At 58.5% G+C, this 17,300-nt stretch carries 18 protein-coding genes; 15 read left to right on the top strand and 3 right to left on the bottom strand.

The features are described 5' to 3' along the window. Positions 1 to 9: 9 nt before the first annotated feature. Together galP and metK are read right to left on the bottom strand one after the other, a co-directional pair. Positions 10 to 1,407, bottom strand: a complete 1,398-nt coding sequence (gene galP / locus ACOTX1_RS07080) for a galactose/proton symporter (protein ID WP_015571832.1) — start codon at positions 1,405 to 1,407, stop codon at positions 10 to 12. A gap of 416 nt (positions 1,408 to 1,823) precedes the next feature. Continuing rightward, entirely contained in the window at positions 1,824 to 2,978 is a 1,155-nt protein-coding gene (gene metK / locus ACOTX1_RS07075) for a methionine adenosyltransferase (protein ID WP_003860037.1), read from the bottom strand. Positions 2,979 to 3,403: 425 nt separating this feature from the next. On the opposite strand from metK, the gene ACOTX1_RS07070 reads away from it, so the two are divergent. The 4 genes from ACOTX1_RS07070 (at position 3,404) to speB (ending at position 6,885) form a co-directional block, all read left to right on the top strand. Further along, positions 3,404 to 3,544: a hypothetical protein gene (locus tag ACOTX1_RS07070; protein ID WP_418235904.1), complete on the top strand. Its 141-nt coding sequence runs from the start codon at positions 3,404 to 3,406 to the stop codon at positions 3,542 to 3,544. A gap of 94 nt (positions 3,545 to 3,638) precedes the next feature. Beyond that, positions 3,639 to 3,770: an acid stress response protein YqgB gene (yqgB, locus tag ACOTX1_RS07065; RefSeq protein ID WP_057979949.1), complete on the top strand. Its 132-nt coding sequence runs from the start codon at positions 3,639 to 3,641 to the stop codon at positions 3,768 to 3,770. 8 nt (positions 3,771 to 3,778) lie between these two features. Next, on the top strand, positions 3,779 to 5,755 hold the full coding sequence (speA, locus tag ACOTX1_RS07060; RefSeq protein WP_003860039.1) for a biosynthetic arginine decarboxylase: 1,977 nt from the start codon (positions 3,779 to 3,781) through the stop codon (positions 5,753 to 5,755). 209 nt (positions 5,756 to 5,964) lie between these two features. Then, complete coding sequence (gene speB / locus ACOTX1_RS07055; protein WP_017382921.1) at positions 5,965 to 6,885, top strand: agmatinase; 921 nt, start codon at positions 5,965 to 5,967, stop codon at positions 6,883 to 6,885. 3 nt (positions 6,886 to 6,888) lie between these two features. On the opposite strand, the gene ACOTX1_RS07050 is transcribed toward speB, so the two are convergent. Further along, entirely contained in the window at positions 6,889 to 8,100 is a 1,212-nt protein-coding gene (locus ACOTX1_RS07050; RefSeq protein WP_023314820.1) for an MFS transporter, read from the bottom strand. A gap of 415 nt (positions 8,101 to 8,515) precedes the next feature. On the opposite strand from ACOTX1_RS07050, the gene ACOTX1_RS07045 reads away from it, so the two are divergent. From ACOTX1_RS07045 to ACOTX1_RS06995, 11 genes are all read left to right on the top strand, one after another. Continuing rightward, entirely contained in the window at positions 8,516 to 8,839 is a 324-nt protein-coding gene (locus tag ACOTX1_RS07045) for a Rieske (2Fe-2S) protein (protein ID WP_023314819.1), read from the top strand. Next, complete coding sequence (locus tag ACOTX1_RS07040) at positions 8,836 to 9,144, top strand: recombinase-like helix-turn-helix domain-containing protein (protein ID WP_022651826.1); 309 nt, start codon at positions 8,836 to 8,838, stop codon at positions 9,142 to 9,144. The genes ACOTX1_RS07045 and ACOTX1_RS07040 overlap by 4 nt, the downstream gene beginning before the upstream one ends. Before the next feature lie 10 nt (positions 9,145 to 9,154). Next, positions 9,155 to 10,177 (top strand): aromatic ring-hydroxylating oxygenase subunit alpha, encoded by a 1,023-nt coding sequence (locus ACOTX1_RS07035; protein ID WP_023314818.1) that lies wholly within the window; start codon positions 9,155 to 9,157, stop codon positions 10,175 to 10,177. Further along, on the top strand, positions 10,177 to 10,926 hold the full coding sequence (locus tag ACOTX1_RS07030; RefSeq protein ID WP_003860050.1) for an SDR family oxidoreductase: 750 nt from the start codon (positions 10,177 to 10,179) through the stop codon (positions 10,924 to 10,926). Before ACOTX1_RS07035 ends, ACOTX1_RS07030 begins: the two co-directional genes overlap by 1 nt. A gap of 12 nt (positions 10,927 to 10,938) precedes the next feature. Continuing rightward, positions 10,939 to 11,727, top strand: a complete 789-nt coding sequence (locus tag ACOTX1_RS07025) for an IclR family transcriptional regulator (RefSeq protein WP_003860053.1) — start codon at positions 10,939 to 10,941, stop codon at positions 11,725 to 11,727. A 78-nt stretch (positions 11,728 to 11,805) separates the two neighbouring features. Then, the gene (locus tag ACOTX1_RS07020; protein WP_003860055.1) at positions 11,806 to 12,732 is read left to right on the top strand and encodes a VOC family protein; all 927 of its coding nucleotides are present in this window, start codon (positions 11,806 to 11,808) and stop codon (positions 12,730 to 12,732) included. After that, the gene (locus ACOTX1_RS07015) at positions 12,729 to 13,916 is read left to right on the top strand and encodes an NAD(P)/FAD-dependent oxidoreductase (RefSeq protein WP_023314816.1); all 1,188 of its coding nucleotides are present in this window, start codon (positions 12,729 to 12,731) and stop codon (positions 13,914 to 13,916) included. The genes ACOTX1_RS07020 and ACOTX1_RS07015 overlap by 4 nt, the downstream gene beginning before the upstream one ends. A 25-nt stretch (positions 13,917 to 13,941) precedes the next feature. After that, entirely contained in the window at positions 13,942 to 15,198 is a 1,257-nt protein-coding gene (locus ACOTX1_RS07010) for an MFS transporter (RefSeq protein ID WP_023314815.1), read from the top strand. Positions 15,199 to 15,208: 10 nt separating this feature from the next. Then, positions 15,209 to 15,739 (top strand): cupin domain-containing protein, encoded by a 531-nt coding sequence (locus ACOTX1_RS07005; RefSeq protein ID WP_003860061.1) that lies wholly within the window; start codon positions 15,209 to 15,211, stop codon positions 15,737 to 15,739. 9 nt (positions 15,740 to 15,748) lie between these two features. Next, positions 15,749 to 16,519 (top strand): alpha/beta fold hydrolase, encoded by a 771-nt coding sequence (locus ACOTX1_RS07000; RefSeq protein ID WP_023314814.1) that lies wholly within the window; start codon positions 15,749 to 15,751, stop codon positions 16,517 to 16,519. Continuing rightward, positions 16,503 to 17,297: an SDR family oxidoreductase gene (locus ACOTX1_RS06995; RefSeq protein ID WP_023314813.1), complete on the top strand. Its 795-nt coding sequence runs from the start codon at positions 16,503 to 16,505 to the stop codon at positions 17,295 to 17,297. Before ACOTX1_RS07000 ends, ACOTX1_RS06995 begins: the two co-directional genes overlap by 17 nt. The last annotated feature ends 3 nt before the right edge of the window (positions 17,298 to 17,300 follow it).

Below are 17,300 nucleotides of genomic sequence, written 5' to 3'. Positions count from 1 at the left end.
GCAGGAGGATCAGTCGTGTGCGCCGATTTCGCGCAGAGGACGACCTTTCATCAGGTTACGTTCAATGTGTTCCAGTGAAACATGTTTGGTTTCAGGAACCAGCCAGATAGTGAGAACAATAAAGAACAGGTTCAGACCGGCGTAGACCCAGAAGGTGTTGGCATTACCCAGAGTATTAAGCATGGTCAGGAACGTTGCGCCGACGATCATGTTGGCAATCCAGTTGGTCGCGGTAGAGCAGGTGATGCCAAAATCACGTCCTTTCAGCGGCTGGATCTCAGAGCACAGCACCCAAATCAGCGGACCGGCGCTCATCGCAAACCCAATGATAAACATCAGCAGCATCGCCACGGCGAAGTACTGTGCCGTTGGGGAGTGAATGCCCATGTGCATCATGGTACCCAGCACGCCCATCCCGACGGCCATCACCAGGAAGCCCAGCGTCAGGGTTGGCTTACGTCCCCAGCGGTCCACCAGGCCGATAGCGATAAAGGTCGCCAGCACGTTGGTCAGGCCGACGATCACGGTGCCCCACATCTGCTCGGTGGTGTTGGTGTAGCCCGCCAGTTCGAAGATTTTCGGCGCGTAATACATGATGACGTTCATCCCGGTGAACTGTTGCATGATCTGTAACAGCACGCCGAGGAACACCGCGCGGCGGAAGTTGCTGTTCTCTTTGAACAGCGCCCAGCCGGACTGTTTGACCTTCAGGCTTTCGCGGATCTCTTCCAGCTCGTTTTTGGCTTCGGCGCTGGTATCACGCAGGCGTAAGAGCACGCGTTCGGCATCATGGAAGCGGCGTTTGGCGGCGAACCAGCGCGGACTGTCCGGCAGGAAGAAGACGCCAATCAGCAGCAGGATGGCAGGAATGATGATGACGCCCAGCATCCAGCGCCATGCGCCGCTGTAGCTGAATGCGGTATCGGAGAGATAAGCCCCCAGAATACCGATAGTGATCATCAGCTGATACATGGAAATCATGCTGCCGCGGATTTTTTCCGGAGCGATTTCAGACAGGTACAGCGGGGCAGTATAAGACGCCACGCCCACTGCCAGACCGAGCAGCACGCGGGAGATGATCAGCACTTCAACATTAGGCGCAGCGGCAGAGAACAGTGAGCCGGCAACGAACAGGATCGCGCCAATCATCAGGCTCTTTTTACGCCCGAGCTTAAAGGAGAGCCAGCCGCTGCCGACCGCGCCGACGGCGGCACCGAACATCATGGAGCTAACCACCCATTCCTGAGTGTGTGCGCTAATCTGGAACTCATCGGTGATGAAAGGTAATGCACCGGCAATTACGCCAATATCCAGGCCAAAGAGTAATCCTGCCAGAGCGGCGAGGAAGCAGACGAAGAACGTCATTGCCTTATTGGACGTACGCCCCTGTTTATTATTGTCAGGCATTATGCCCTCCAGTTGGGTTATCAGTTTTTACGATATAAAGAGTAGGTGAGCGGCTCATAAAAATATGTGAGTCAAATCACAACGGTGTAATCGGTTACACTGACTTGTAACCGTAAAAATAATTAAAGCTTTGAAAATATAGAGGTAAATTAATTGATGTGCATCGCGTTTGCACAAATTTAAGACTTAACTGAAAGGGAATGTAACAGCAGAAGAAATGCGATCATGCAAAGAGAATATTCTGAAAGCGGGATATAGAGAGTGAGGTGTAAACGGTTCCAAACATTGTCGGATGGCTGCTATGCCTTACCCGGCCTACAAAAACTCACTACCCGTAGGTCGGGTAAGGCATAGCCGCCACCCGACATAAAAAAGACCAGCACAAAGGCTGGCCTGTTTAAGCTGCTGGCAGTCGATTATTTCAGACCGGCAGCATCACGCAGCAGGGCGGCTTTGTCGGTTTTTTCCCATGGGAAATGTTCGCGACCAAAGTGACCGTACGCTGCAGTTTCCTGGTAGATTGGGTGCAGCAGATCCAGCATCTGAATCAGACCGTATGGACGCAGGTCGAAGAACTCACGCACCAGCAGGGTCAGCTGTTCAGAAGGCACTTTTTCAGTACCGAAGGTTTCCACCATGATGGAGGTTGGCTCAGCCACGCCGATGGCGTAGGAAACCTGAATTTCACAGCGGTCAGCCAGACCGGCAGCAACGATGTTTTTCGCCACATAACGTGCAGCGTACGCGGCAGAACGGTCAACTTTAGACGGATCTTTACCGGAGAATGCGCCGCCGCCGTGACGTGCCATGCCGCCGTAGGTATCTACGATGATTTTACGACCGGTCAGACCGCAGTCACCCATTGGGCCGCCGATAACAAAGCGTCCGGTTGGGTTGATGAAGAATTTGGTCGCAGAGCTCAGCCATTCAGTTGGCAGAACCGGCTTGATGATCTCTTCCATCACCGCTTCTTGCAGGGATTTCTGGTCAATCTCTTCAGCATGCTGCGTGGAAAGAACCACGGCATCAATACCGACGATTTTCCCGTCGTCATACTGGAAGGTCACCTGGCTTTTCGCATCCGGACGCAGCCACGGCAGAGTGCCGTTTTTACGCACTTCAGCCTGACGCTGCACCAGACGGTGTGCGTAGGTCACCGGCGCTGGCATCAGTACGTCGGTTTCGTTGGTTGCGTAGCCGAACATCAGGCCCTGGTCGCCCGCGCCCTGTTCCAGCGGATCGGCACGGTCAACGCCCTGGTTGATGTCCGGAGACTGTTTGCCAATCGCGCTCAGTACGGCGCAGGAGTTGGCATCAAAGCCCATATCAGAATGTACATAGCCGATCTCACGCACCGTGTTACGGGTGATCTCTTCGATATCAACCCATGCGCTGGTGGTGATCTCACCGCCAACCAGAACCATGCCGGTTTTGACATAGGTTTCACACGCTACGCGCGCCTTTGGATCCTGCGCGAGGATCGCATCCAGCACCGCATCGGAGATTTGGTCAGCAATTTTATCAGGATGTCCTTCTGATACGGACTCGGACGTAAACAGGTGTTTTGCCATGTTTTATTTCACCTAAGAGGAATTTGGTTAGCTCAAGCTGCTGTGTGGAATAGCCATAGGAGATAATTCTACCAAGGCCTACAGGATTTTGACACTGGCAGTCTGAGTGTTAATCGGTATGGATGGATTAACATCTGGACGTCTATTTTAGGTCACTTCTTCACCCGATTTCCAGTTTTTTTTGACTCACCTCTCATTGCGTTGAAAACACGGCTGGAAATTTTTCCTGACGACGCTGGCAACCTGCGCATTTTTGTTTTGCTTTTTAGTGACCTTCTCGGTATAAAACGCGGCGCGCGGCTCATATAAAATAAGCGCTCGATGAACACATCGTGTCGCCACTTCCAGCCGGGTTAAGCAGTGAACTTTTAGCTTTGGCTTGTGGTCCGTTTCAGCAGAGGCGGCCGTGGAGGTGATACCAGATAATGAACCATCGTTTTCCGCTCATTCAGCGCAGCCGTTCTGGCGCGCATTTGATTCCCACCCGCACTTCTGGTCTAAACACCTGCCGATGTTATACCCATCTCGGTGCTTCTCAGGATTCCAGAGCCGGTCACGCTTTGTGAAAACTGAACAAGGGCGCTCTTGTTAATACAGGAGTTTTCTCGTGGTTTCGCCGAACCTTGTCATACAGAGTTCGGATACGTGTTTTGCAATGATATGAATAAGAAACCGGTCGCACGGTCTGGATTTCAGCATACTCTGCTGGGAAATGGAGCCGTTAATGGGTTGTTATCGCCGTATAACGCTGCGATAGTAGTCAACTGTTTTACACTTAATACAAAGAGTTGAGGTTCGCTATGTCTGACGACATGTCTTCTTTTTCGCCTTCGTCAGCGGGCGAACAGGGTGTACTACGTTCTATGCAGGAGGTTGCGATGAGCTCCGAGGAAGCCAGCAAGATGCTGCGCACTTACAATATTGCCTGGTGGGGCAATAACTACTACGACGTTAACGAGCTGGGCCACATCAGTGTCTGCCCGGATCCGGACGTCCCGGAAGCGCGCGTGGATCTCGCTAAACTGGTGAAAACCCGTGAAGCGCAGGGTCAGCGCTTGCCTGCACTGTTCTGCTTCCCGCAGATCCTGCAACATCGCCTGCGTTCTATTAACGCCGCGTTCAAACGCGCGCGGGAATCGTATGGTTATAACGGCGACTATTTCCTCGTTTACCCGATCAAGGTCAACCAGCACCGTCGCGTGATTGAGTCCCTGATCCACTCCGGCGAGCCGCTGGGCCTGGAAGCAGGCTCTAAAGCGGAGCTGATGGCGGTTCTGGCGCACGCGGGCATGACCCGGTCGGTGATCGTCTGTAACGGCTATAAAGATCGCGAATACATTCGTCTGGCATTAATTGGCGAGAAGATGGGCCACAAGGTCTATCTGGTGATCGAGAAGATGACCGAAATCGCGATCGTGCTGGAAGAGGCCGAGCGTCTGAACGTGATCCCGCGCCTTGGCGTGCGTGCGCGACTGGCGTCGCAGGGTTCCGGTAAATGGCAGTCTTCCGGCGGTGAAAAATCCAAGTTCGGCCTCGCGGCGAACCAGGTGCTTCAGCTGGTGGAAATTCTACGCGAGCGCGGTCGTCTGGACAGCATTCAGCTGCTGCACTTCCACCTCGGCTCGCAGATGGCCAACATTCGCGACATCGCCACCGGCGTGCGTGAATCGGCACGTTTCTACGTTGAGCTGCATAAGCTCGGCGTGAATATTCAGTGCTTTGACGTGGGCGGCGGCCTGGGCGTGGACTACGAAGGGACCCGCTCGCAGTCTGACTGTTCGGTAAACTATGGCCTGAACGAATATGCCAACAACATCATCTGGGCGATTGGCGATGCCTGCGAAGAGCACGGCCTGCCGCACCCGACGGTGATCACCGAATCCGGCCGCGCGGTCACGGCGCACCATACGGTACTGGTCTCTAACATCATTGGCGTTGAGCGTAGCGAAATCACCGAAGCCACGCCTCCGGCAGACGATGCCCCACGTTCCCTGCAAAGCATGTGGGAAACCTGGCAGGAGATGCACGAGCCGGGCACGCGTCGTTCCCTGCGCGAATGGCTGCACGACAGCCAGATGGACCTGCACGATATTCACGTCGGCTACTCGTCAGGCACATTCAGCCTGCAAGAGCGCGCGTGGGCCGAGCAGCTCTACCTGAATATGTGCCACGAAGTGCAGAAACAGCTCGACCCGAGCAACCGCGCGCACCGTCCGATTATCGACGAGTTGCAGGAGCGTATGGCGGACAAAATGTACGTCAACTTCTCCCTGTTCCAGTCGATGCCGGATGCCTGGGGTATCGACCAGCTATTCCCGGTTCTGCCGCTGGAAGGGCTGAACCACGCCCCGGAACGCCGCGCCGTGCTGCTGGACATCACCTGTGACTCTGACGGCGCGATTGACCATTACGTCGACGGCGACGGTATTGCGACCACTATGCCAATGCCGGAGTACGATCCGGAGAACCCACCAATGCTGGGCTTCTTTATGGTGGGGGCGTATCAGGAGATCCTCGGCAACATGCACAACCTGTTCGGTGATACCGAAGCGGTTGACGTGTTTGTCTTCCCTGACGGCAGCGTGGAGGTTGAGCTGTCCGACGAAGGGGACACCGTGGCGGACATGCTCGAATACGTTCAGCTGGATCCGAAAAAACTGCTCACCCAGTTCCGCGATCAGGTAAAAAACACCGGTCTGGACGATGCCTTGCAGCAGCAGTTCCTGGAAGAGTTTGAAGCGGGTCTGTACGGGTACACCTACCTGGAAGATGAGTAGGTAAACTCCCTCTCCCCGTGGGAGAGGGGCGGGGTGAGGGCAACAGACCGCACAATGCCCTATACTCACTTGAACCCGTATGAATTAACGGCGATAATTCGCCCCAATTAGCGATTTACGAATCAATCCCTTCCTCGTCGGGTTTAACGACGCGGAGGGGATTTTTTTTCATCTGTTTTTAATGTATCGACTTTATAAGAGGTCAGGACATGAGCACTTTAGGTCATCAGTACGATAACTCTCTGGTATCTAACGCGTTTGGTTTTTTACGCCTTCCGATGAACTTCCAGCCGTACGACAGCGATGCGGACTGGGTGATCACCGGCGTACCGTTCGACATGGCAACGTCCGGTCGCGCGGGGGGACGTCATGGCCCGGCGGCGATCCGTCAGGTTTCCACCAACCTGGCCTGGGAGCACAACCGCTTCCCGTGGAACTTCGACATGCGCGAGCGCCTGAACGTGGTGGACTGCGGCGATCTGGTGTACGCCTTCGGCGACGCGCGTGAGATGAGCGAAAAATTGCAGGCGCACGCCGAGAAGCTGCTGGCGGCCGGTAAACGCATGCTCTCCTTCGGCGGTGACCACTTCGTGACCCTGCCGCTGCTGCGCGCCCACGCGAAGCACTTCGGTAAAATGGCGCTGGTGCACTTCGATGCGCACACCGACACCTACGCGAACGGCTGTGAATTCGACCACGGCACCATGTTCTATACCGCGCCGAAAGAAGGCCTGATCGATCCGAACCACTCCGTGCAGATCGGCATCCGCACCGAGTTCGACAAAGACAACGGCTTCACCGTGCTCGACGCGGGCCAGGTGAACGATCGCGGCGTGGACGATATTCTGGCTCAGGTTAAGCAGATCGTCGGCGACATGCCTGTCTACCTGACCTTCGATATCGACTGCCTGGATCCGGCATTCGCACCGGGTACCGGTACGCCGGTGATCGGCGGCCTGACATCAGACCGCGCCATCAAGCTGGTGCGCGGCCTGAAGGATCTGAACATCGTCGGGATGGACGTGGTGGAAGTAGCTCCGGCCTATGACCAGTCCGAGATCACCGCGCTGGCCGCGGCGACCCTGGCGCTGGAAATGCTCTACATCCAGGCGGCGAAAAAAGGCGAATAAGCCTTACGCGCTGATTGCTGCTGCGCGCCGCATGCGCAGCAGCAACATTCCCCCGGCAAGCAGGGTGACAACCTGCGAGACGACCAGCACCGAAAAGCCTGAACTGACCGACCCCACCGATCTCATCACCATCCCCATCAGCAGCGGAATAAACGCCGCGCAGATATTGCCGATCCCATTGATTATGCCGTAAGCGCTGCCCACCGCTTCACGCGCGGCGTGATGCTGGATCACCGCCGGAATAGCCGCTCCCTGTAGCCCCCAGAAGACGTTAGCCGAAAGCATAAACAGCGCCAGCCAGGCAGGCTGATGGCTGAGCATCAGCGCGACCACGGACAGCGCCGTCATCGCCCCGCCCACCACAAACAGCACCGGTGCCTGTTCCGGACGCATTTTGTCGAGCAGCACGCCGCCCAGAAACTTTGACCCCAGGCTGAGCAGGAAGGGGATCGCCGCAAGCCAGCCCGTGGCATGCAGCGAGAAGTGGTGCTCGTCACGCAGCCACGCGGGTAACCAGGCGCTGCTCCCCCAGAGATAGCTCAGGGTGGCGATTTCAACCACCATGATCCAGCCCAGCAGCGGCGTCTGCCAGGCCAGCGTGAAGGTGTGAACAAACCCCGGCTTTTTCGCGGTCGGGAGCTTGCGCGGCGCGGGCAGAAAACGCCAGATTAAGCCGCCGCCGAGGAGAAGGTTGATTGCCGCCAGTGCATAAAACGATCCGGCCCAGCCCAGATGCGACATCAGCCAGGTCACCAGCGGAAAGCCCACGGCCAGCCCGAGCGAGACGCCCAGCGCGGTCACGGCGTTGGGTTTGCCGATCTCTTGCGCGCTAAAGTTATCGCTGATAAAGCGCGTTTTCAGCGAAAAGAGCGGCCCTTCGGCAATGCCTAAAATCAGGCGTGCGACGAGCATCCCCATCAGCGAGCCAAGCAGCGGTGAAACCGCGCAGACCACGGCCCAAATCGCAATGCTGCTTAACAATCCCTGCCGGTAATGGAGCTTGCTTTCAATAACCGGCGTTAATAATAAAGCCGAAAAGCCATAACCCAGCAGAAAGCAGGTCATCAGCATTCCCTGTAACATTCTGTTTTCATTTAACTGAAAATGTTCGGCAAATTCCGGGTTTAAAATCATTACCGAGATATTTACCCGATCGACGTAGGAAATAATAATGAGTAATAAAAGCGCAATCGTGCCTTGCCATCTTGCCGTCATCATGTCCGCCTTACGTTTTTTGTAACTTATATTTTTCATCAATGTGATTGTCACGGAGCTAAAATGGTTCACCTGTGAAACTATTTGTTTATTAAAGATAAATTAAAAATTCATTTCACAGGTGAAACGCGAAAGAGGTGACGTTCATTTATTTTTAGAGAGTAAAAAGAAAAGAAGTCAATATCTTTTATTGAAAATAAGAGACCATTAAAAAAACGTATTTCTCACGCTGCAATAATGAAAATTTCATATCGCTGCATTTTTTCGTGATCCCTTGCACACTTAGTTAATTAATTGCCGATCGATTAACAAATTCGTCACATTGTCGCTTGACGAAACATTCATCGCTTTTATATTGACCGTATTAAATAAGAAACAGAGTTTCATATATGAAACAAAAGCCTGGAGGATCGTGATGAGCTGGATAGGCGTATGTGACGCAGAGCAAGTACAGGAAGATTTCCCTTTTAGCGGCAACGTCGACGGTAAAGAGATCGGCGTGTATTTGATTGACGGTGAATATTACGCGCTGGAGGACGTATGCCCGCACGCCTATGCCCTGCTGAGTCAGGGCTTCGTGGAAGACGGCAAGGTGGAATGCCCGCTGCACGAGGCGGTATTCGACGTCAAAACCGGTCAGTGCCTGCACGGCCCCGGCAGGCGCAACCTCAACCGCTACCCGGTTCGGGTCTTTGAAAACCAGATTCAGATTACCTTCGTCGAGGAGACCGTGGCATGAGCGACACCCTGAACTTCAACCCGGCGCTGCCGGAAAGCCGCCAGTTTACCCCACCGGCAGAGGGCGGTAATGGCGCCATTCATAAGCCGGGTGATTACACCAACCTGATCTGGCAAACCCGCAGCCGCGAGCCGGAAAGCTGGGAAGTGAAGCTGATTGCGACGCTGGAAGATCTCTTCGAGCAGGGCGTTGAAACCTTGCCGGAGCTGGTAAGCGGGCTGAACGCGGTGCGCATGCACGACCAGCAGGGCGAGCCGTGGAGCGACGCCAGCTTCCAGGCATTCTTACAGGTTAACGGCTACTGAGGGCAACGCGATGACGACGACCGTACAACATTATCTGGATAAAGGCCTGCGTGGCCTCTGGTATCCGGTGCTGGCGAGCTGGGAAGTGCAGTCTGCGCCGGTGGGCATCACCCGCCTGGGCGAGCAGATTGTGGTCTGGCGCAATAAAGATGGCCAGGTGCAGGCGCTGGAGGACCGCTGCCCGCACCGCAGCGCGCGCCTGTCGATGGGCTGGAACCTCGGGGACCGCATTGCCTGCTGGTATCACGGCGTAGAGGTGGCGGGCAACGGCGAAGTGAAAGACGTGCCCGCCGTAGATAAATGTCCGCTGGTCGGCCAGCAGTGCGTACGCAGCTATAACGTGCAGGAGGCGCACGGCGCCATCTTCCTCTGGTTTGGCGTCACCGCGGACCAGCAGCCGGACGAGCTGACCTTCCCGGACGAGCTCGCCGATACGGACAGCTTCAGCAACTTCCTCTGCACCGCCGCGTGGAAATGCAATTACCAGTACGCGCTGGAAAACGTGATGGACCCGATGCACGGCACCTATCTGCACTCCTCGTCGCACTCGATGGCGGAAGGGGATCGCAAGGCCGACATGGTGCTCCAGCCGACCAAAACCGGTTTTATTTTCGAGAAGAAAGGGCAGAGCGGCGTCAATTTTGACTGGGTGGAGCTGGGCAACAGCGGCACCTGCTGGATGCGCCTCTCCATTCCGTACAAGAAGCGCTTCGGGCCGGGCGGCCACTTCTTTATCGTCGGCATGGTGGTGCCGGAAGATAACGACAACTGCCGCGTCTTCTTCTGGCGCATTCGCCGGGTGCAGGGCTGGCAGCGCGATATGTGGCGTTTCATGTACCGCAACCGTCTGGAAAAACTGCACTGGGAAGTGCTGGAGCAGGACCGCGTGGTGCTGGAAAGCCTGGCGCCAAACGCGCGCGATCATGAGTACCTGTATCAGCACGACGTCGGTCTTTCGCGCCTGCGCCGCATGATGCAAAAGGCCGCCAAAGAGCAGCTGGCGATGCGTGAAGCACAGCAGGGAGCCGCCTGATGAACGGGCTGCTGAGCGGCAAGCGCATCGTCATAACCGGCGCCGCGCGCGGGCTGGGCTTTCACTTTGCCAAAGCCTGCGCGGAGCAGGGCGCGGCGGTGGTGATGTGCGACATCCTGAAGGGCGAGCTGGCCGAAAGCGCCCACGCCCTGAGCGAGCGGGGCTATGCGATCGAACCGCACGTTATCGATCTGGCCGATCCACAGTCCATTGAGCAGGTGTTCAGCGCCATTGGCGAGCAGGGTCAGATCGATGGCCTGGTGAACAACGCGGCGATGGCGACGGGCGTCGGCGGCAAAAACATGCTCGATTACGATCCGGATCTCTGGGATCGGGTGATGAGCGTCAATGTCAAAGGCACCTGGCTGGTGACGCGCGCCGCCGTGCCGCTGCTGCGTGAAGGGGCGGGCATTGTGAACGTGGCGTCCGACACCGCGCTGTGGGGCGCGCCGCGCCTGATGGCCTACGTCGCCAGCAAGGGGGCCGTCATTGCCATGACCCGATCAATGGCGCGCGAACTGGGTGAAAAGCGTATACGCATTAATGCCATCGCGCCGGGGTTAACCCGCGTCGAGGCGACGGAATATGTCCCCGCCGAACGGCATCAGCTCTACGAAAACGGACGCGCGTTAACCGGCGCGCAGCAGCCGGAAGATGTCACCGGCAGCGTGGTCTGGCTGCTAAGCGATCTGTCTCGGTTCATCACCGGACAGCTGATCCCGGTCAACGGCGGTTTTGTCTTTAACTAAGGTAGGGCGATGATGGCAAACGATCAGGAAGTGAAGTATCTGGTGCCGGGGCTGGAGCGCGGTTTACAGCTGCTGTTGGCCTTTGGCGAGCAGCATCGCGATCTGACTTTTGCCGAGCTGCACCGGCTGGTGGATATGCCGAAGGCGACCGCCTATCGCGTGGTGCAGACGCTGGAGTACATGGGCTTTCTGGAGCGCAACACGCGCACCAATACCTTTTCGCTGGGCATGAACGTGCTGCGTCTTGGCTTTGAGTACATCGCCTCGCTGGACGTGGCGCAGGTCGGCCAGCCGGTGATCGAGCAACTGCGCGACGTGAGCCAGTGCAGCAGCCATCTGGCGATCCGCGACGGGCGCGACATTATATACATCGCCCGCGTCAGCGCCGCCGGGTCGCGTATCAACCAGGTCAGCATTGGTACCCGTCTGCCGGTGCACTGTACCTCGCTGGGCCGCATGCTGTTGACCGATATTTCCCGCGCTGATTTCGAACAGCTGTTCCCGCATGAGCGTCTGCCGGGCAACACGCCGGGGCAGCTTCACGACCGTGAAGCCCTGTGGCAGATGGTGCAGCAGGACAAAGCCCGCGGGTATGTCATCGGCGAATCCTTCTTCCGCCACGGCATCTCTTCCATCGTCTACCCGGTGTATGACCGAAGCGGCCGCGTGGCGGCGGTAGTCAGCATTCTGGTGCCGTCGGAGGAGATCCCGCAGAGCGACCGCGAGCGCCTGCAAAACGAGGTTCGCCTTGCGGCGGATAAAATTTCTGGCTTCTTAGGGTATCTATCACAGGCCAGTTAAATCAGTGAGTTAACGCCAGGCGCTTGACTGCGTCGGGCATGTTTTACGCCCAATCTGGGCCAGATGAGGCAACGAACGATGAGTGTAACCGGAATTGAAAAGCTGGAATTTGGTGTGGAAGACCTGACGCACTGCGCCAAATTTATGCGTGATTTTGGCCTGACGGGCGATGCCAGCGGCCAGCGTTTCACCACCCTGAGCGGCGCGCGCGTGGAGCTTAACCCGATCGACAGCCCCGACCTGCCGCCCGCGTTTGAAGCGGGCAACACCCTGCGCCGCATGACCTGGGCGGTTGCCGCACAGTCCGATCTCGACGCGCTGCGCCCGAAGCTGGCGCAGCAGCCCGGCTTTCGCGAAGTGGGCGACGCGCTGGAATGCCTCGATCCGAACGGCATGACGCTGCGCGTGCAGGTGACCCAGCAGACCGACGTGGAGCTTAACGTCGAGCCAATAAACCAGTGGGGCGACGCCCGCCGTATCGACACGCCCAGCCCGGTTTACGATCGCGCCCAGCCGATCAACGTGGGGCATGTGGTGTTCTTCGTGGAGGAGCTGGCGGCGGTGGAAAAATTCTACCGCGAGGTGCTCGGCTTCCAGGTCTCGGATCGCTATATCAACCGCGCCGTGTTCCTGCGCTGCGGCGTGCGTGGCGGCCATCACAACCTGTTCCTGCTGCAACTGCCGAACCGCAAGCGCGGCCTTAACCACGTGGCCTTCACCGTGCGCGATATCCACGAGGTGATCGGCGGCGGTATCGCGATGAATAAACATGACTGGAGCACCTTTATCGGACCGGGACGTCATCCGGTGTCGTCGGCGTACTTCTGGTACGTCAACAGCCCGACCGGCGGCGCGTTTGAGTATTACACCAACGATGATTACCTGACGGAAAACTGGCAGCCGCGCGAGCTGGAGCATTCCCTGGTCTCCTTCACCGAGTGGGCGGTGGAAGGCGGGATTGACCACGACACGCGCCGTCAGCAGAAAAAGCCGGAGGCGGTATGACATCGCGCATTGTCATTATCGGCGGCGGCCAGTCAGGCGGCTGGGCGGCGAAAACCCTGCGTGACGAGGGCTTCGACGGCGAGATTTGCGTGGTAGCGGAAGAGGAATGGGATTTCTATGAGCGCCCGCCGCTGTCAAAAGCGTCTCTGCTGGAACCGGACGCGGCGCTTCCAAGGCTGTTTACCGACGAGGTGCAGCAGGCGCTGAACCTGACCTGGTACCGACCGCTGCGCGCAAAATCTGTCGATCGCGTTGAAAAAAAAGTCCTTCTTAGCAACGGCGAGCAGCTTAGTTACAACATCCTTTTAATCGCTACCGGCGGTCGGGCGCGCCTGCCTTCGCAGGCGTGGGCCAGCCATCCGCAGGTCTATACCCTGCGCCACTGGCAGGACGCGCAGCGCCTGAAAAGTCGCCTGATGGAAAGTCACAAACTCGCGATTATCGGCGGCGGCTGGATTGGCCTTGAGATTGCCGCTTCCGCGCGGAAAAGCGGCGTGGCGGTCACGCTGTTCGAGCAGCAGCCTGCGCTGTGCATGCGCTCGGTGAGCGGCGAGGTGTCGCAGCGCCTGGAGGCCATCCACCGCGAGCAGGGGGTGGAGATCCGTACCGGCTGCGGCGCGCTGGAGCTGGAGGACGACGGCGGCCTGCCGGTCGTCCACTGCGACGGCAACCGTGAAACCTTTGATGCAGTGGTGGTGGGGATCGGCGTCGATCTCAATCTGGAGCTGGCGCGTGACGCGGGGCTGAAAACCGGGCGCGGGATCGTGGTGGATGCCCAGGGACGCACCTCGGATCCGTTCATCTTTGCCGCAGGAGATGTCGCCCAGCACCATCACTACGGCTTGTGCATCCAGTCCTGGGCCTTCGCCCAGAATCAGGCGGTGGCGACGGCGAAAGCGATGCTCAATCCCGATGCGCCAGGTTATGACGACGCGCCGTGGCTGTGGTCGGATCAATACCAGCACAACATTCAGATCCTCGGCATTCCGCAGGCAGGCTGCCGAACGATATTGCGTGAAGAGGCGCTGTACTTCTCGCTGGACGACAACGGGCGGCTAACGCAGCTTGTGGCGTTCAACGATGCGCGCACCGTCAAGCTGGCGAAGCGCTGGATGGCGGCGGGGCGGGATCTGTCGGACGTACCGCTTGCCGACCCGACATTTTCACTGATGTCACTGCGATAGCTAACCCGCACCCGTAGGGGGAGAAATGACCACACTAGAGACTAACACCGCGCCGGTTGAGGCGAGCGGTGAGGGGACCCGCACGCCCGAAAAAGCGGTGCGCTGGGCCATCCCGCTGTCGCTGCTGGCCTGCGTGCTGCTGGCGTTTTTCGACAAAATCAGCATCGCGGCGCTCTTTTCGGATACCCATTTCCAGCAGGCGATGGGCATTGATTTCGACACCACGCGCCTCGGCATTCTGATGAGCGCTTTCCTGCTGAGCTACGGCTTCTCATCGGTGTTTTTAAGCGGTTTAGGCGACAAAATCGCGCCGCTGCGCCTGCTCACCGGGATGATGGCAGTGTGGTGCGTGCTGATGGTGGCGATGGGCTTTACCCATAACTACACGCTGATGATCGTCCTGCGTATTCTGCTGGGCGTGGCGGAAGGACCGCTGTTCCCGCTGGCCTTCGCCATTGTGCGCCACAACTTCCCGCAGCATTTGCAGGCGCGCGCCACCATGCTGTGGCTGCTGGGCACCCCGGTGGGCGCGGCGATTGGTTTCCCGCTCTCCCTCTGGCTGCTAAACACCTTTGGCTGGCAGAGCACTTTCTTTGTGATGGCCATGCTTACCGTGCCGGTGCTTATCTTTGTGCGCATTGGTCTGCGCGGGATCCGCCTGGAGGCAAAACCCGGCACCTCGCAGGCGTCCCGGGACGAGCGGCGCGCGGCGCGGCGCGAGCTGTTTGTCAGCCCGCACTTCTGGATCATCTGCATCTTTAACATCGCTTTCCTGACCTACCTGTGGGGCATCAACGGCTGGTTGCCTGGCTACTTAATTAAGGGCAAAGGCATCCACCTGGAGCATGCGGGCTGGCTGTCGTCGATGCCGTTCATCGCCATGCTGGCAGGGGAAGTGATTGGCGCGTGGCTCTCTGACCGGGTCGATAAGCGCGCGGCGGCCTGCTTTATCTCGATGGCGGGGGCGGCGGTAGGCCTGGCGGCGGTGATGCACCTCGACACCCCGCTTGCCATCATTGCGGCGATGAGCTTCAGCACCTTTATGTGGGGCACCGGCGCACCCAACATTTTCGCCCTGCTGGCGAAGGCCACCCATCCCCGGGTGAGCGCCACGGCGGGCGGTATCTTCAACGGGCTGGGAAACTTTGCGGGCGCGCTGTCGCCGGCGGTGATGGGCGCGCTGATCGCCTTTACCCACAGCATGGATTCCGGGCTGATTTTTCTGGCGGTGATGGCGGCGGTGGGCTGCGTCCTGTTACTGCCGCTGCTGAGACGTTACTGAGGAGAGTGTCATGACTGATTCAATCGTAACCAACAAAACAGGCATCAAACCTGACCATCTGACGATGGAAGAGTGGGTCGAGTCGCGCATCGCGCGCTTCGAAGGCCGTAAATACGACTGGAACGCGCTGAAGTTCCAGGCCGATTTTGATCCGAAATATCGCCGGGCGCAGATGCGCTACATCGGCACCGGCGCAACCGGCGTGGCGAACGACACCAATACCGTGCAGGCGGACCATTTTACCTTCTCCACCATGGTGCTGCCGTCGAAGTGCGAAGGACCGCTGCACCTGCACGACGACGTGGAAGAGGTGTTCTTCATGCTCAAGGGGCAGATCACGCTGATGATCCAGGACGGCGACAACTACACCGAAACCGTGCTGCGCGAGCGTGACCTGATCTCCGTTCCGCCGGGCATCTATCGCGGCCTGTTTAACCACGGTGAAGAAGAGGCGCTGATGTGCGTCATGCTGGGGACCAATAAGCCGGAAATCCCGACCTATCCGTCCGATCATCCGCTTTCCAAAGTGAAGCGGAACTAAGGGGGCATGATGACGGGTTTTCGTGAACAGGGAAGCGGCATTCCGCTGATGCTGCTGCACGGGATCAGCTCCGGCGCCGCCTCCTGGCACAAGCAGATGGCGCTGAACGGTTTTCGCGTGCTGGCGTGGGACATGCCGGGCTATGGCGAAAGCCCGATGCTGGCCGTAGCGCGGGCAAACGCGGGGGATTACGCCGACGCGCTGGCGGCCATGCTGGATCGCGCCGGTGTCTGGCAGGCAGTGCTGGTCGGCCATTCCCTGGGGGCGCTGGTGGCCAGCGCCTTTGCGGCAAAGTTCCCGGATCGCGTCATTCATCTGGTGCTGGCCGACGCGGCGCAGGGGTACGGCAATGCCGCGCCGGAGCAGCGGGAGCAGGTCTGGCGCAACCGAGAGCAGCAGATGGCGCTGGGGGGCGAAATCCTCGCCCAGACCCGCGCCCCGAAGCTGCTGCGCCCCGGCGCGCGCGCGGAAGATATCGCCACCGTCGCGGCGGGCATGCGGGTGCTGCGCCCGGAAGGCTACCTTGCCGCCTCGTGGATGCTGGCGCATGACGACATCCACGGCTGGCTGAAGCGTTATTCCGGCAGTTTTGAAGTCTGGTGCGGCGAGCAGGATGCCATCACCCAGCCGGAGCTGGTTCAGGGTCTGGCGCTGCGCTACGGCATGCCGTTTATCGCCATTCCGCAGGCCGGGCACGCCAGCTATCTCGATAACGGCGCGTTTTTCAACCAACAGCTTTTACGCATTAACGAAGAGGTGCGCGATGAATGCACAAATTGACGGGCGCGTAGCGGTAGTCACCGGCGGTTCTTCCGGCATTGGCTTTGAAACGCTGCGCCTGCTGCTGGGAGAAGGGGCGAAAGTCGCCTTCTGCGGCCGTGACGCGGACCGGCTCGCCAGCGCCCATGCGACGCTGCAAAACGAATTTCCTCACGGGGAGATTTTCGCTTACCGCTGCGACGTGCTGAATGCCGACGAAGTTCAGGCCTTCGCGGATGCGGTGCAGGCGCGTTTTGGCGCGGCGGATATGCTGATCAACAACGCCGGGCAGGGCTACGTGGCGCACTTCCATGACACGCCGCGCGAGGCGTGGCTGCACGAAGCCGAACTCAAACTGTTCGGGGTGATTAACCCGGTGCAGGCGTTTCAGCCGCTGCTGGAACGGTCCGACATCGCCTCCATCACCTGCGTGAACTCCCTGCTGGCGCTTCAGCCGGAAGAGCACATGATCGCCACGTCGGCAGCCCGCGCCGCGCTGTTGAACATGACGCTGACGCTCTCGAAAGAGCTGGTGGGCAAAGGGATTCGCGTCAATTCCATACTGCTCGGTATGGTCGAGTCCGGCCAGTGGCAGCGCCGCTTTGAAAGCCGGGCGGATAAAAGCCAGAGCTGGCCGGAGTGGACGGCGGAGATCGCGCGCAAGCGCGGCATTCCGATGGCGCGCCTCGGCAAGCCGCAGGAGCCCGCGCAGGCGCTGCTGTTCCTCGCCTCGCCGCTGGCCTCATTTACCACCGGCGCGGCGCTGGACGTTTCCGGCGGCTTTTGCCGCCATCTGTAAGGA

This window comes from Enterobacter cloacae complex sp. IR5401, from assembly GCF_049238425.1.
Taxonomy (GTDB): domain Bacteria; phylum Pseudomonadota; class Gammaproteobacteria; order Enterobacterales; family Enterobacteriaceae; genus Enterobacter; species Enterobacter hormaechei_C.
Note: the sequence above shows the minus strand (reverse complement) of the source record. Positions and strands in the feature narration are given on the sequence as shown.

Bases quoted from the DNA above. Each gene is read 5' to 3' on its own strand.
- metK (WP_003860037.1), bottom strand. From the start codon at position 2,978: ATGGCAAAACACCTGTTTACGTCCGAGTCCGTATCAGAAGGACATCCT.
- galP (WP_015571832.1), bottom strand. From the start codon at position 1,407: ATGCCTGACAATAATAAACAGGGGCGTACGTCCAATAAGGCAATGACG.
- yqgB (WP_057979949.1), top strand. From the start codon at position 3,639: ATGAATAAGAAACCGGTCGCACGGTCTGGATTTCAGCATACTCTGCTG.
- ACOTX1_RS07045 (WP_023314819.1), top strand. From the start codon at position 8,516: ATGAGCTGGATAGGCGTATGTGACGCAGAGCAAGTACAGGAAGATTTC.
- ACOTX1_RS07025 (WP_003860053.1), top strand. From the start codon at position 10,939: ATGGCAAACGATCAGGAAGTGAAGTATCTGGTGCCGGGGCTGGAGCGC.
- speA (WP_003860039.1), top strand. From the start codon at position 3,779: ATGTCTGACGACATGTCTTCTTTTTCGCCTTCGTCAGCGGGCGAACAG.
- ACOTX1_RS06995 (WP_023314813.1), top strand. From the start codon at position 16,503: ATGAATGCACAAATTGACGGGCGCGTAGCGGTAGTCACCGGCGGTTCT.
- ACOTX1_RS07000 (WP_023314814.1), top strand. From the start codon at position 15,749: ATGACGGGTTTTCGTGAACAGGGAAGCGGCATTCCGCTGATGCTGCTG.
- ACOTX1_RS07005 (WP_003860061.1), top strand. From the start codon at position 15,209: ATGACTGATTCAATCGTAACCAACAAAACAGGCATCAAACCTGACCAT.
- ACOTX1_RS07050 (WP_023314820.1), bottom strand. From the start codon at position 8,100: ATGACGGCAAGATGGCAAGGCACGATTGCGCTTTTATTACTCATTATT.
- ACOTX1_RS07070 (WP_418235904.1), top strand. From the start codon at position 3,404: ATGAACCATCGTTTTCCGCTCATTCAGCGCAGCCGTTCTGGCGCGCAT.
- ACOTX1_RS07010 (WP_023314815.1), top strand. From the start codon at position 13,942: ATGACCACACTAGAGACTAACACCGCGCCGGTTGAGGCGAGCGGTGAG.
- ACOTX1_RS07035 (WP_023314818.1), top strand. From the start codon at position 9,155: ATGACGACGACCGTACAACATTATCTGGATAAAGGCCTGCGTGGCCTC.
- ACOTX1_RS07015 (WP_023314816.1), top strand. From the start codon at position 12,729: ATGACATCGCGCATTGTCATTATCGGCGGCGGCCAGTCAGGCGGCTGG.
- speB (WP_017382921.1), top strand. From the start codon at position 5,965: ATGAGCACTTTAGGTCATCAGTACGATAACTCTCTGGTATCTAACGCG.
- ACOTX1_RS07030 (WP_003860050.1), top strand. From the start codon at position 10,177: ATGAACGGGCTGCTGAGCGGCAAGCGCATCGTCATAACCGGCGCCGCG.
- ACOTX1_RS07020 (WP_003860055.1), top strand. From the start codon at position 11,806: ATGAGTGTAACCGGAATTGAAAAGCTGGAATTTGGTGTGGAAGACCTG.
- ACOTX1_RS07040 (WP_022651826.1), top strand. From the start codon at position 8,836: ATGAGCGACACCCTGAACTTCAACCCGGCGCTGCCGGAAAGCCGCCAG.